The following is a 13,075-nucleotide window of genomic DNA, read 5'->3' as shown; positions in this document are numbered from 1 at the left end:
CGATAAGGAAGGATATGTCGGATGAAATGCGAAGACTTCTGAGCACATTCTGTGAAAGTTCATTTTGAAGAATGAGGAGGAAGCATGAATAACAATCAATTTTATTTGGTTGAATATGGGCCTGCCGCCAAAGGATGCCCTTATTTCTTGAGTGGGAGATTAACGATCAGAGAACAATCTGAGTTTTGCGAGGAAACCACTATTGAAACCGGCGAAACGATGATGCATCGTTATTTCCCTGCGACTCTCTTATATGCCTGGATCAAACGATTCTCAGTTGTTCCAGCAGAGGCCCATCTGTTCAGGTGCTTAGAACTAGGATAGTTCGTCGCAAGTCAACGTTTCCGTGACGTGGCGCTGCGCAGGAATCTTCAGGGCATTCGATTCACTCCGATCGATGATACGTTCATATACGATCCATGGGGAGTTATTGGAGCGTAACATGTTTTTTGCTCTCCCTCATCATTTTTTTACTGTCACAAGCGGTAGTAATTGAAATGAATAGTATAAACAACAGCATATAAATAGGCATAATTTTAAACATTCCTTCTCCCCCTGCTCCTCGGAAATCAATCCTCCAGGCAAGCGAAATCGGTGATGAGACGCACAACTTGACCATTTTTGTTCAGGGCGAAGTAGGAAGCGTAGAACCCGTCGCCCCATCCGGATCTGAACACGGCGGCATTGTACGGTTGTCCCGAAAAAGGAATCGCGTTGCAGTAATCTGAACTGACCGCTTCATCCCCCTCCAGCAGCTCGCTTAGATAATCGTCATAATAATTGTCGTACGCTTCGCCGAGCTGCTCCGCCAGTTGCTGTTGGTGCTTCATGAACTGATGCGCGCTTTCCTTATCCATGAAGCACCCGAGGCCTGCATCGACCGGGTAGCCAAATATTTCGCCAGCCTTCAGTTCTTCAACCTTTTGTCCGGGCAGCACCGCCATTTCCCAAGCCGCGATCTCATCTTCGGAAAAGCGGATTTCGGCGCAGCAGATCCGGTTGTATTGCCGCTCTATATACAAATAGACCGGAAACGTTCCGACAGGCGTCCGGCGGGCAAATGCCGGTCTCTCCATGTTTGCAAGTGGATCGGCTGCGACAATGCTGCCTGAAGGTACGTATAGATCGGGCAACCGAACGACTTGCTGCACATCAGGATGGCCTTCCCCCATGTACAAGACGTCAAGCAGCTTCGCTTCCGGCATTCTCTGGCTGCGCAAAGCTTGCAACGCTTCGCGGAACCTTTTTTTCACAGCCAGCGTTGACGTATAGCTATCCTCCGGAGCGGTCTGGAATTGGCACTGCATCTCCCATTGCCCATTGTAGACATCGTAAAACATCTGCCACTGATTTTCCTCTATATACCAAACGATTCTCATAATATAAAATTGCGGGCCGTCGATAAATCCTACCTGCTTCCAATCCTGTTCGTGGCTTTGGTAGAAATAGCAGCTCCCGGCATCGTCCACTTTGATTTTGTAAAGACTCTTACCATTCGGGCCCCCGCTATGAAATATCTCGTCAAAAGCAGCAGGAAGCTCGTCGGTAAAAGACGCATAGGTTTGCTCCAGCTTCTCCCAGTCGATCACCGATCCTCCTTTCTCAAAACGGTCGAGGAGCATGCTTCTATCCGGCCAAAGTCCGTCCGGCGAGGCATCGTAATCAACCAGAACGTCATGCAGAACGTCTTTGGCCCGGTATGTCGAAGGATACAGCGTCCATCGTTCGATCATTGAGCCGCTCTCGCTCTCCAGTTTGTCGATGCCGTAAATATCGTTGCGGGATATGAGCACATTGCTGCCGATTGTCCCGATATGCATAACGAAATCATCGGCAATGACAGCGTCGGCTTCCAATCGTCCGGCCACGACCAACTGGCCATGATTGTAATATCCGTACAAGCATTCGCATTTTACATTCCCTCCGACATAGAAGGTGGCTCCGCATAAAGCGATGTTCCTTGCCGTCAGATCGCCAAATACGGCCATCGGCGGCGAATAATCGGTATCATAAGCTTCGATGAAGGTGTCTACCGTTAAGTTCGCGGCAAAGACGTATCCGGCAATGGTAAACTGGAGCTTGTCCGCTTCCTCCGCCAACTGGGTCATATCCAGCCGCTGAAGATGCACATTCTCTTCGGAGAGCAAATAATAAATGGGCCGCTCGTCCGCAAGATGCAACCAAGCGCTGTTCAGTATGTGGTACAGTGGGGTATCGTGCGCGGGGTGGACGATCGCGTTCAAAAGACGGTCCGCCTGTTTGACGGTGATGACGCGGAAAGTATGTCCAAGCAGCATGCATGTCCGATCGACAAGATCCTCCTGCTCCATTAGCGCCTGCATATACTGTTCCTTTTTCATCTCCAGTGCATCGCTCTCGGATTTTTGACGGTCTCCCTTTTGCACGTATTGTTTGTTATCGAACCGGACCTTTGCGACAAGCCGCTTGAAATGATGAAGAGCTTTCTTCAGCGCATTCGTGTCGTCGGGTGGCAGCGGCTTTAATTCGTTTTCATGCCCGTTGCCTTCCTGGTAATACAGGGCGACCATTTTGTCTCCCTGTTCGTCAACAGCAATATCGTAGTGGAAAAAGAAAAAAACATCTTCGCCGTTTTCATTAACGGTTTCTTCCCCGACCAGAACGCGGGCGGTCGGGCCTTGTTCCGGCAGGCGAAAGCCGAAAAACAGGCTTCCGTACCAATAGCCGTTCTTGTCCGTATCGTAATAGTCGTTGTACCTCTCTTGCACGAGCGGCAGAGCCAAAATGTCTTCGATCGCTTGTACGGTGACCGTCTCGCGCAGCTTATGCAAATCATCTTCGGGCCGAGGCAAAGAGTCCTCACTTTGTTCCTTCAGCAGCGATTTCCCGGCTTTCAGGAGCTGTAGCACATCGCTTCCCCGGGTGAGCCAACATTCTTCTTCATCTGCAGTATACAGTTCCTCGACCAGCCACCTCTTTAGCACCTCCATGTCCAAACCTTGCCAGTCCCCGTGACTATCCCATGGCGTAAGATCCTGCCTGCAATTCAGTGATCCTGCAATATTCACGTGATACTCGTCTGTTTCGGCAAAGACCGCCGCATTCACATCTCCTTTTACGGTAAGATCGCCGTGATTGTAATCGCCCCAAAACAGTTCCTGTACCGTCAGACTGCCGCTCACATATATTTCTTGGCCGCCCACCACCATATTTTGGACGGAAAGATGCCCTTTCACGATCAGTCCCGCGGCACCGTCCGTATTTTCGTTATAAATGTAACGTTTTACCGTAAGATTGCCGTCAACCAGAATTAGACTTATCCGTTCGTTACCGAACGGCGAGTCCAGATTCAGGCTTTCCAGTTCGGTATCCCCCGAAAAGTAAGCGACAAGCCCGCATTCCGCTCTTTCCGGCCTTCGCTCGATCCAGGCATAATTCAAGCTATCGCTTGGCAGCTTGTCCTTCACCTGCAATAACGGAATCATTTGATGACGAATATCCATAATTCCACACCTCCGTGCTGATTTAGGATGCATAGCTACGCCTGATTTCGTTTTTCCGCATACATGTTCTTTAGAGGTTCATACCACCAGTCGAGAAACTGCCCCCAACCCTGTTCCGTAAAACTATCGTCGAGTACTTCGAATCCCGTTTCAAACTCCTTCTCGGCTGGCAATCGGGTAAGGCCGTAATCGTTGTTGTATTCGAAAGCGCGAGTTTCAATCACTACGTTCCGTATCGCTTGAAAATGCGGATTTGCCATTATCGCTTGGGCGCTGCAGCTATCCTGTGGTATGCCGATTTCCGTACGCCTGGCTTGCCAGTCCTTATCCATCGCATTCAAGATGGCATAAGCCGCCATTAGCGGATACCAGATACTGATCAGGATCGTATGATTTTGCTTGCGTGCTTCCGTCAGCGTCATACTGACGATCTCTTCCAAAGGAATTTCCCGAGGCGGTTCCGCGTCTTTGCCGGTCAATTTGCCGACGTCTACAAACAGCCGCCACAGTTCGCTGCCTGCATCAAAATACAACATGCCGACATTTCGCAGATGATCCGGTATTTGGTCCAAATAATTCGCTCCCCAAGCTTCCATCGGATGGCAATAGATGCCCACCTCGGGGTTCGTCTCCCCGTCCCACTCGCGGTCGGGATGACGCAACAGAAACTCCTGTTTTCTCAACCCATCAAAATACGCCTTATGCTGCTCATACTCGGGGTGCTCCGTTACCGGAAACACATAAGTATACCTGTGTTTTAGCAAAGGCGCGAGAACGTGAAAATGTTGAAATGAAGCGTCCCATCTTACCACAAAACGAGCCAGGGAATCGCAAATGGAGCGCATATCCAATACCTTGCTGAGAGGACTTTCATCCAAAACAAGAACAACACCTTCGACTGCGCCTTCAATTTCGTGCATACCCATCACAGCGTCAAACCTTTCTATTTGTCAGATAAGGTCAGAATTATTACTATTTTCAATAATGATTTAAAGAAAATAGTGGAAGAGAGTCATTTGGGGCCGACTATCTCGATTCAAGTCGGCGGCATGCCAGTCGTACAAGAGCTTGAATCAGCAACAACTTGCGAATAGATGACACTGTCCCCAGAAGCCCGTCCTGAATCGGGGGATTATCTGCCGCTGTCTTTTGGGGAACTCGCGGGGGAACGACCGCCTTGGGGATGGCTTGGAAGCATCGTCCGATTTCGTCTTCGGGTACGCCGTTAAACGTATAGGAGACGTTTAACATCGTTCGCATGATTTGAGCCGGAGTACCGGCTACCGTTTCCCCCGCGTCCGATATGAGACGTATTTTACTTCACGAATCACAAAACGGGACGGGATCGGCACACTGCCCCAGGACGTGCTTTCTTCGTCGCACTGGTAAATATCTGCCGCTTGTTTGCGCCAGCTACCCTCTTCCGGCGCTTTATCAAGCATTCTTACCAGCCCGTTGTCGTCCTGCGTCGCATGTTTGTCCTGTACCACAATCAAAACCGAGTAGTCGGGTGCGAAAGCGTATGGGGACCGTTAAGGCTTGAAGGGCAGCGGACGCTTCGCTGTCGCCGCAATAGGCGCGTTTCAGCAGATCAATCATATCGGATGTATTGTAATGGTGTATATACATTCTCCGTTCGCCGAGGATTTGGTCGGAAACTGCCTGGTATTCTCCATTTGATCGACCCGGCAGTTTCCGATCGTTTCCATTTTAATTATACACAGCAACAGAAATCGGTACAAAATATAAGGACAATAAAGAAAAGATGTTAAACGTTCATGCTCGCCCAGCCGTCGCGGTCTGCGTCGACGCCTTATCCGCCATACCTTGCGATCATGGCCAAGCTCGTCTTCTCTTCTTCTGTAAAGTTCCCTCGCCCTGCGCTATAACAAGAGGGATGCGACCATCCTACCCACGTACACGGCATAAACTGCATGTGCCCTTCTGCCCCGATGCTTGAAATTATGGGCTGTAGCGTAGAGAATACCGTCTCCACTCGATGATGCGCGGCAAGCAAATTCCACGGAACGCCGTACCTGGCTTCGGCAGCTTTATAGATGGGGATATTTCTGCCGGAATTTTCGCGTTCCCCTAGCGGCGAAATCGTTCCGTCCAAAAAGCGGTAGCCGATGCTTCCGCCGCCCGTGAACAATATCGGGAAAAAATGACCCCACATCGCGCAATGATCAGCACGACCTGAATTGCTGCAATTAACTTAAGAATTATGCAAAATGCTCAGTAACATAACATCGAGTTGTTGCGTTTAAGTTTAATAGTTGACAAGATACTTAAGTGCGCATTAATATAACTTTGTAAGATAAATCTAATGATGTTAGAGGAGCTGGTGAAGAGATGCGTAAAATTTCTGTAGCTATTATAGGAGGCGGACTTGGCGGGCTTGCTCTGGCCCAAAGTCTAAAGAATAACAATATCGACTTTCATGTCTACGAAAGAGAGCAGTCATCTTCATTTCGCCAAACAGGATATCGTATTAAATTGAATCCTGACGGTACGACCGCGCTTCGAAATTGCTTACCGAGTCATCTATACCAGCTCCATCTTTCGACTGCAGTTTACACTACGAGCCATCCTGTATTCCTCGACGCACACTCCTTAAAACCGGACAGAAGACCAGAAGGAGTGAACAAACAATCTAATGAGGTTCAGCCTGCCGTGAATCGGTTTACCTTTAGAGAAGTACTGCTTGGAGAATTGGATGAAAACATTCATTTTGGCTACCGATTCACGCACTACGAGAAGTTGGACAACGGGCAAATTAGAGCATGGTTTGACAATGGGGAGCATATTGACGCAGATGTACTCGTGGGAGCTGACGGCGGTGCGTCCAAGGTTCGGAATCAATATAAGCCTGGGGTTGAAATTTTCGATACAGGAGGAAGGGTTTTATATACCAAGGTATTTCTGGACGAACATCGTAGAGAGGAATTGAATTTACTCACCGGCAAAGAAATGCGAGGTATCGGGTGTCCGGATGGAGAAGCTCCGGGCATGTTGCTCCTAGATGATATGGCCTTCAAACAGCCTTTAGAGAAGATTCCGGAAACGTTGGCGCCTCGTGTGAAAATCACTCCGCAACAAGACTATCTTTATGCCGTTTTTGCCGGATCGCCGGAATGGTTCCATATTCCCGATGAGCAACTTTTCCAATTGAGCGGTTCGGAATTGTTGCAACTCGCGCAAGAAAGAACCCGGGAATGGCATCCGCAAGTCAAACGCATGCTTGAGTTGGCCGAACCCGAATTAACGGCAGTTTATCATCTTCGTAATGTGATGCCATTCAAGCCGTGGAAGGAAACGACGCAGGTCGTATTGCTGGGCGACGCTCTTCATCCGATGACTCCTGCCGGTACCGGGGCAAATGCGGCATTGTTTGACGCAAGCGAGCTATCCAAAGAATTGGTTCAAGTGAAAAACGGAAATAAGCAATTGCTTGACGCACTTCGGGATTATGAATTACCCGCCATTCAGCGCGGCATGAGGAGTGTTCGTCTATCTTCGCAAGCTGGTGCCGATATGTTTAATCAAAAGCCGTTGCCGGATGAAGATATGGTTATCGAAGATTAGTTACATTTGTTTTAACTCAAATTATTAAACCCCAGGTTAATCTTCACCGCGTTCTCAATTACGATACTAACGGCTTACTTGTCCCATCAAACAGAGAATCTCTCGTCTCAGCAGGACCACGCGGCGCTAAGCTATGCTTTCGGCCATACGTTTTTCATCCCTTTTGTCTTGTCTCTCGCCGCGCTGGTGTTGAGTTTGTTTCTTTCAAACCAAAACCCAGTTAAGATATAATTAAGAGATAAAAGAAAAGCGTTGGGAAGTGACAGGATGAAGCAAAAGCGCAGACCCCATATATCTGAAGAGAAGATTATGGAAGCTTCGTGGAAGCTGCTTGGTTCCGAAGGCATCGAGCAATTTACGATGAGGAATCTCGCCACAGAACTTCATATTCAAGCGCCGACGATTTATTGGTACTTCAAGAACAAGCAAATTTTGTTCCAGGCACTTGCGAACGAAGTCGCACGAGAGATCATCCGCGATCTTCCTGAAACCGGAGATTGGAGGGAACGGCTGGTATTAAGCATACAAGTCATCCGTCAGAAGCTGAAAAAGTTTCCATGCTCTGCCCAAATTCTCATAAAGTCGCGTCCCGAGTCCGATTATTTGCAGTTGTTCGACTGCCTGCTGCAAATGATCGAGCCGACGCAGTTATCGGACAAGCATAAGTTTTCGTACGTGTCCCATGTGTTCAATTTCGTGATCCATTATGCCATAGATGAGTACGAACAGCGTATGTTGCATTTGGCGCTTGAAGACGAGGGCGAGAGCAGTTCCGAAATCAATCTCTCCCAATTCAGTCTGATCGAGCGAATGCATGATGCCGGGCTATTCAATTTAATCGGATCTGACGAGATGTTCGAATCGGGAATCGCTTTGTTGTTGGACGGGATAGAGCAAAGAGTGATCGAATCCTCGCGAGGGACCACGTAGACAAGGATGATCTTCGTTACTACTCGATGGCCGAGCATTTTAAGAGACCATTTTTTATTCGACAAGTGCGGGTAGCTCCGGGCCTGCCTAGCATGGCTCGAAACGAGGCGATTTTCCCGGACAAATGGGGATTCGCCATCTTGGACGTTTGTTTGGCTAACTCTTGCAACATTTGATTTGACGTCTCCTCGTCTCTCTGTACGGCGGCAATGCGGGCAAGCCATAGCGCCGCGATGGTTGCCAGGCTTATATTGTCATGCAATTTTCCAATATGATAGACTTGGCGCATAACCTTTTCCGCTTCGACCAAGCGATTTCGTTCGTACTGCATTTTTCCAAAGTCGATATATAAATGAGCAACAAAAAGCACATTTCGGGTTCCAAACCAAATCGACAGCAAGGGCGTTAACACCTGTTCCGCCAGTCGAAGGCTGTCATCCGACACGTAGATGTCCCACACCGGATGATAGCCATCCCCGTCGCTTCCGAACCCAATGAAAAAATCGCCTTCCGGATGTTTCTCGACATATTCCTGTGAAAATTGTACGGCATATTCATAATCCCGATCCAAAAACGTGCGAAATGCGGCCAGAAAAGCGAGTCCGGCATGTAATGTTTCGGCTTCAACAGGAGGAAGGGGATCTGTGTCCTCATCCAGCCTGCGAACCGCTCGCCAATACCCGTCTGTGGCCGCTTCGACATGCCCAGACATGTACTGGGAAGCGAGTTTTGTCAAAAGCATCATCGGCTGGCAAATAACAGCGTGTCGGGAATAGCGCTAAGCCACCTGCAAAGCGTCGTCCATTCATTGGCCATCAGTTCCTTCGCAATCGTCTCTACTAATGAAAGCGCATGTTCGTAACCGGCAGCCGCAAGGTAATGATCCACCGCTTCATGCGGATAACCGTTCTCTTCCAACCATTTTCCCGCTGCCATGTGAAATGTTTTCCATTGCCGCGGCTCGCGTATTTTCAGTTGCGCCGTCAAAAATTGTCGGAATAAATGATGGTACCTGTACCACTCCCTCCCCTCGTCCAAAGCCACAAGAAACAGACTCTTCTGTTCCAACCGTTGCAGATAGGCATCACTCTCGGCTATGCCGGTTACCGCCTGACAGAGTTCGCCTGTCATCCGCCCTAAAATCGAAGTTTGAAGCAAAAATTGATGCATCGTTTCGGATTGACGGGAAAACACTTCATCGAAGAACCAGATGAATTCCAATCTACCCACTTTCCTGACGAATTTCTAAATTGCATGGCAAACGTATAGGTCCCATCCACATAATCATTGTCTGTATCATTGCTTTCAATTCCTACGGTTTGACACGGGATTCTGTTTTTTCACTATCAAAGTTAGGAAGTGTTGCTATTCGCTCGATGTCAATGTATACCGTCCACGTTCTGTCTCCCTAGAAACCTAAAAAATATGCGTTCCCCGTGGATTCTCTTCCCCAAAATTACATGCAAGGTAAATATCACCTTTATTCCAGGCCATGAAGTGATCATGCCAATCGTCGATATACCCATCGGAGCTATCAAGAGGTCCACGATTTGTTCCGACTCCAATCCATTCATTGGTTCTGAACCCTACCTACATTTCTGTTTGCCGATAAGATGTCAAAATAACAAATAAATAAAATGGAGTTTTTGTTGAATATAGTTTATTTTTAATTTAATATAGTTAATAATCAGGAGGTGAAAAGATGAATCGTGAAGATGTACCGGCCTGGATATTATCTCTGGATAAAGAATCCGTTGAATTTATAAGAAAATTTGTCATTAATTCCGGGTCATTAAAAGAAATCGCAAAAATTTATGATGTTTCCTATCCAACAGTAAGGGCAAGGTTGGATAAATTGATCCAGAAAATTGAATTGCATAGCAAAACAGAAGATGTGGAGTTCGTAACGATGATAAAAAATATGGTCATCGATGAACGGCTTAGTTTAGAAACCGCAAAATTGATTATCGACAAATATAGAAATGAAAGGACGGATGGCTAATGTTTCAGGTATATGGATGGCTGATCGCAATTGGAGTACTAGTAGTTCAATTTTTCTTATCGCGAAGAACAAATGTTTACTGGGGAGCTGTCTTACCCGCTTTATATGTGGTTTTTATCTTCATATGGCTACCCGAAAGATTTGGGAAGGAAATCACATTTTCCATTATTATAGCTGCTGTAGCCGGGTTGGTTTTTCTATTGGGAATGTGGCTTAACGGAAGAGAGGATCTGAAAAAGAAGAGAAAGAAAGAGTTGGAGAAAATGGAGTTGCATGATATCGAGTAAAGTTGTAATTAGTTCGGCATGAGTGTGCTGACAACGACGTCAACATCATTTTGACATATGGGAGAGAGCAATTTTTTCTCGAACTCGTATACCACTTTGATCGGATCGCCGACGCAGACTTCATACACTGCCGCGAACCAAGCTTCATGTACCAGTAGCTACCTATAGTTTGAAATACAAATATTCCAATGGACAGTAAAACACCTGAAAGTAAGCCCAGTTTTCCAAATAGCCCAAAACCGTACCCATAAAAAATGGGCGTGAAAATCACCGTTTGCAACAAATAATTAAGTTGCACACCTTTTCTCGCTAACTACGCGGAAAACGTATCAATATGCAGTTGAGTAATCACTATGTATCAGTCACTCATGAATTTCTTTCAAATTTTTTTGTTTTTGATGAACCAAAGAGCCCCTTTCCACATCTTAACTTATAGTACCAAAAATCAAGCACATGAATAGGAGGTTTGACAATGTGACCGATACATACGATTTTCAACAGGATGTCGACCTTGCCATGCGTGGAGACACCGATGCCTTCATCAGGCTGATTCTTGCTCATAAGAATTATCTGTACAGCTTGGCACGTACATACCTGAATCACGACGAGGATTGCTCCGATGCAGTACAGGAAACGATTTTTAAAGCGTTTAGGAGCATAAGCACCTTGAAAGAACCCGCATTTTTTAAATCATGGTTATCCCGTATTCTGATTAACGAATGCATCCAGTTGTTGCGGGCACAAAAAAGGATGCTCATCATCGAACAATCCAAATGGGATTGTATACCCATAAACGTTCCTTACGAGGCAATTGAGTTGAAAGAAGCGGTAGCGTATTTGGAGGACGACCTTCGAAACGTCATCCAGCTTTATTACTATGAGGATGCCCCAATCAAAAAAATCGCCAAAAGGCTTGGCGTTCCAGAAGGCACAATAAAATCCCGGCTGCACCGGGCCCGCGAGCTGCTGGCGGAAATTCTTGAATCCCCACATGACAGGAGAATGATGTATGACCCGACTCTAATGCAGGAGCGTCGACGAAATAACCTGATTCCTTTGCTACCCAACGTGGTGTGTGAACGAATCGATGCGATGCTTTCCTGCTTACCAAGAAAGCTACAGACCAAAGCTCTGCGGTTTGGCTTGTACAACTTAGAACCGGTTTTGTCCATCTTATGAAGGAGATGCTTCTATGGAAGGTTTCTTGTTAGACCGAGTGACAAAATAAGTTACGACTACGATGAAAAAGATTACGACTTTATAGCGGACAGATTGTACGAGTACAATGCAAAATCGTCGCAAGGATTGCTCAAAAAACCAGAGCATGACGTCTGTTTATTCTTGAAGGAGAAGTCTGGACGAGTGGTTGGCGGCATCTTTTCGAAACAACTATTGCTTATATAACGATATGTTCTGGATTGCGGATGATTATCGTGGCAAGGGATACGGTAAGGCAATGATTGTGGTGGGCCATAGGTTTTTGGTATTCTCGACGATTTTCCGGGCGGAATCAAACAATGTTTTCTGAAGAATAAGCTATAGAAGGAGCGCTAACGTGATCTACAAACTTGATATAACCGATCATGAGAAAATAAAGCCATTGTTAAAAAACGAGCAGCAAAATGATCTGACATTAAATGCGATTATGAACGGCAACAATCGTGGCACCGTTTACGTGGACAACCCAGAGCATCCGCGCACGGCTATGATCGATGTTATCGGAACGATCTCGATGTTTATTGGAGATCATACGAACGAAGACTTTTTTCGGCTGCTGCCGGATTTTATCGACAACCAACTGAAATTTGATACGTTGGAATCATGCGGCGGCACTTATTTCCTCGCCGTGGCAAGTGATGAAGTTTGGGAGAAAGTAATTGAGAAAGCTATTTCCCATCGGGAATACGAGACAGATTTTGAGTGGTACCACACATTCAACGCGGACCGTTTTCATACGCTCAAGAGTGGCTTTAAACCGTTACCTACGGGGTATGCGATTAGACGAATTGACAAAGCAACGATCGAGAACGATTCGGAAGAAATCCTCTCAGAGGTGTTGAACGAATTTTGGTACTCGACGGACGATTTTCTTACAAAAGGTTTAGGTTATTGCGTGGTGAATGGCGACCGTATCATTAGCGCATGCCTTTCCTGCTGTGTGAATGTCCAAGATCATGAGATTAGTGTAGAAACCTATAACGACGAAGACATGAATAAGGGTTTTGCCACATTAGCTTGCGCCGCGTATTTGGAGCATTGCCTTGCAAGTGGAATAACCCCCCATTGGTCGACACTCGAGACGAATAAGGAGTCTCTTCGTTTAGGGGCGAAACTCGGGTTTGAGTTTGCATCCAAACGCAAGACCTTTGAATTTGAGTTTTAAGTCAATACCTTCAGACTCCTTTATGAATTAAATATAGTTCACAAGTTCAGAGTTGGGAAGAGATATTCCGAGAGGTTGTTTTGGTCTCGAAGCGGAATAGATTCTCAATCACGTTTTGAATCCTCAACTGATCTTGAAAGACTGCTGTTTTACTCTAAGCTGGTCCGGGATATATCACCCGGACCAACTAGTGCTGTAGTTTTATTTAATAGGAGACCGTTCCAGCAAATATTGCAAAAAGTAATTTCTTATTCAGTTACAGGTTTACCCAATTTACCTTCGGCAATAATAATTTTACTTTTTTTAGGTAGGCATTTAAAAGGAGCCCAAAAGGACTTCTGATTCGGTCATCCTTGTCTGCTTTTTGCTCCCCAAGTGTTTTTTTGTCTAAATAGTCCTCCCAAAA

Annotated in this window: 14 protein-coding genes; 7 read left to right on the top strand and 7 right to left on the bottom strand. The window is 46.6% G+C overall.

The genetic code is table 11. From position 1 onward, the window contains the following. Nucleotides 1-84: 84 nt before the first annotated feature. Complete coding sequence (locus NDK47_RS11040) at nt 85-324, top strand: hypothetical protein (protein WP_251874865.1); 240 nt, start codon at nt 85-87, stop codon at nt 322-324. Between the two features lie 245 nt (nt 325-569). Here the strand turns inward: NDK47_RS11040 and NDK47_RS11035 are convergent, their stop codons facing one another. The 4 genes from NDK47_RS11035 to NDK47_RS11020 form a co-directional block, all read right to left on the bottom strand. Beyond that, nucleotides 570-3,482 carry a DUF4241 domain-containing protein gene (locus NDK47_RS11035; protein WP_251874864.1) on the bottom strand — a complete coding sequence of 971 codons (2,913 nt, stop codon included), beginning with the start codon at nt 3,480-3,482 and terminating at the stop codon, nt 570-572. 35 nt (nt 3,483-3,517) lie between these two features. Continuing rightward, nucleotides 3,518-4,408 carry a hypothetical protein gene (locus NDK47_RS11030; RefSeq protein WP_251874863.1) on the bottom strand — a complete coding sequence of 297 codons (891 nt, stop codon included), beginning with the start codon at nt 4,406-4,408 and terminating at the stop codon, nt 3,518-3,520. Between the two features lie 354 nt (nt 4,409-4,762). Further along, complete coding sequence (locus NDK47_RS11025; protein WP_251874862.1) at nt 4,763-4,924, bottom strand: hypothetical protein; 162 nt, start codon at nt 4,922-4,924, stop codon at nt 4,763-4,765. A gap of 371 nt (nt 4,925-5,295) precedes the next feature. After that, entirely contained in the window at nt 5,296-5,658 is a 363-nt protein-coding gene (locus NDK47_RS11020; RefSeq protein ID WP_322112087.1) for a lysozyme family protein, read from the bottom strand. A 176-nt stretch (nt 5,659-5,834) separates the two neighbouring features. Here NDK47_RS11020 and NDK47_RS11015 point away from each other — a divergent pair, with 176 nt between their 5' ends. Both NDK47_RS11015 and NDK47_RS11010 read left to right on the top strand, forming a co-directional pair. Beyond that, nucleotides 5,835-7,067, top strand: coding sequence for an FAD-dependent oxidoreductase (locus NDK47_RS11015; protein ID WP_251874861.1), 1,233 nt, complete (start codon nt 5,835-5,837; stop codon nt 7,065-7,067). Between the two features lie 267 nt (nt 7,068-7,334). Beyond that, a complete protein-coding gene (locus NDK47_RS11010; protein ID WP_251874860.1) occupies nt 7,335-7,997 on the top strand; it encodes a TetR/AcrR family transcriptional regulator in 663 nt (220 codons plus the stop codon). A 19-nt stretch (nt 7,998-8,016) separates the two neighbouring features. Here the strand turns inward: NDK47_RS11010 and NDK47_RS11005 are convergent, their stop codons facing one another. Both NDK47_RS11005 and NDK47_RS11000 read right to left on the bottom strand, forming a co-directional pair. Next, nucleotides 8,017-8,733, bottom strand: a complete 717-nt coding sequence (locus NDK47_RS11005) for a hypothetical protein (RefSeq protein WP_251874859.1) — start codon at nt 8,731-8,733, stop codon at nt 8,017-8,019. Nucleotides 8,734-8,738: 5 nt separating this feature from the next. After that, nucleotides 8,739-9,218 carry a winged helix-turn-helix domain-containing protein gene (locus tag NDK47_RS11000; protein WP_251874858.1) on the bottom strand — a complete coding sequence of 160 codons (480 nt, stop codon included), beginning with the start codon at nt 9,216-9,218 and terminating at the stop codon, nt 8,739-8,741. Nucleotides 9,219-9,699: 481 nt separating this feature from the next. On the opposite strand from NDK47_RS11000, the gene NDK47_RS10995 reads away from it, so the two are divergent. Together NDK47_RS10995 and NDK47_RS10990 are read left to right on the top strand one after the other, a co-directional pair. Further along, entirely contained in the window at nt 9,700-9,999 is a 300-nt protein-coding gene (locus NDK47_RS10995) for a DUF2089 family protein (protein WP_251874857.1), read from the top strand. Further along, nucleotides 9,999-10,286 carry a hypothetical protein gene (locus NDK47_RS10990; protein ID WP_251874856.1) on the top strand — a complete coding sequence of 96 codons (288 nt, stop codon included), beginning with the start codon at nt 9,999-10,001 and terminating at the stop codon, nt 10,284-10,286. Before NDK47_RS10995 ends, NDK47_RS10990 begins: the two co-directional genes overlap by 1 nt. Here the strand turns inward: NDK47_RS10990 and NDK47_RS10985 are convergent. Next, nucleotides 10,213-10,557: a DUF418 domain-containing protein gene (locus tag NDK47_RS10985; protein ID WP_251876109.1), complete on the bottom strand. Its 345-nt coding sequence runs from the start codon at nt 10,555-10,557 to the stop codon at nt 10,213-10,215. The genes NDK47_RS10990 and NDK47_RS10985 overlap by 74 nt on opposite strands. Nucleotides 10,558-10,760: 203 nt before the next feature. Between NDK47_RS10985 and NDK47_RS10980 the strand changes: the two genes are divergently transcribed. Together NDK47_RS10980 and NDK47_RS10975 are read left to right on the top strand one after the other, a co-directional pair. Beyond that, nucleotides 10,761-11,465 carry a sigma-70 family RNA polymerase sigma factor gene (locus NDK47_RS10980; RefSeq protein WP_251874855.1) on the top strand — a complete coding sequence of 235 codons (705 nt, stop codon included), beginning with the start codon at nt 10,761-10,763 and terminating at the stop codon, nt 11,463-11,465. A gap of 376 nt (nt 11,466-11,841) precedes the next feature. Continuing rightward, nucleotides 11,842-12,669, top strand: coding sequence for a GNAT family N-acetyltransferase (locus NDK47_RS10975; protein WP_251874854.1), 828 nt, complete (start codon nt 11,842-11,844; stop codon nt 12,667-12,669). The last annotated feature ends 406 nt before the right edge of the window (nt 12,670-13,075 follow it).

The organism is Brevibacillus ruminantium, from assembly GCF_023746555.1.
In the GTDB taxonomy this organism is placed as follows: Bacteria; Bacillota; Bacilli; order Brevibacillales; family Brevibacillaceae; genus Brevibacillus; species Brevibacillus ruminantium.
This window is presented reverse-complemented; position numbering and strand designations above follow the sequence as displayed.

Bases quoted from the DNA above. Each gene is read 5' to 3' on its own strand.
- NDK47_RS11010 (WP_251874860.1), top strand. From the start codon at position 7,335: ATGAAGCAAAAGCGCAGACCCCATATATCTGAAGAGAAGATTATGGAA.
- NDK47_RS11025 (WP_251874862.1), bottom strand. From the start codon at position 4,924: ATGCTTGATAAAGCGCCGGAAGAGGGTAGCTGGCGCAAACAAGCGGCA.
- NDK47_RS11040 (WP_251874865.1), top strand. From the start codon at position 85: ATGAATAACAATCAATTTTATTTGGTTGAATATGGGCCTGCCGCCAAA.
- NDK47_RS10990 (WP_251874856.1), top strand. From the start codon at position 9,999: ATGTTTCAGGTATATGGATGGCTGATCGCAATTGGAGTACTAGTAGTT.
- NDK47_RS11020 (WP_322112087.1), bottom strand. From the start codon at position 5,658: ATGTGGGGTCATTTTTTCCCGATATTGTTCACGGGCGGCGGAAGCATC.
- NDK47_RS11030 (WP_251874863.1), bottom strand. From the start codon at position 4,408: ATGGGTATGCACGAAATTGAAGGCGCAGTCGAAGGTGTTGTTCTTGTT.
- NDK47_RS10995 (WP_251874857.1), top strand. From the start codon at position 9,700: ATGAATCGTGAAGATGTACCGGCCTGGATATTATCTCTGGATAAAGAA.
- NDK47_RS11035 (WP_251874864.1), bottom strand. From the start codon at position 3,482: ATGGATATTCGTCATCAAATGATTCCGTTATTGCAGGTGAAGGACAAG.
- NDK47_RS11015 (WP_251874861.1), top strand. From the start codon at position 5,835: ATGCGTAAAATTTCTGTAGCTATTATAGGAGGCGGACTTGGCGGGCTT.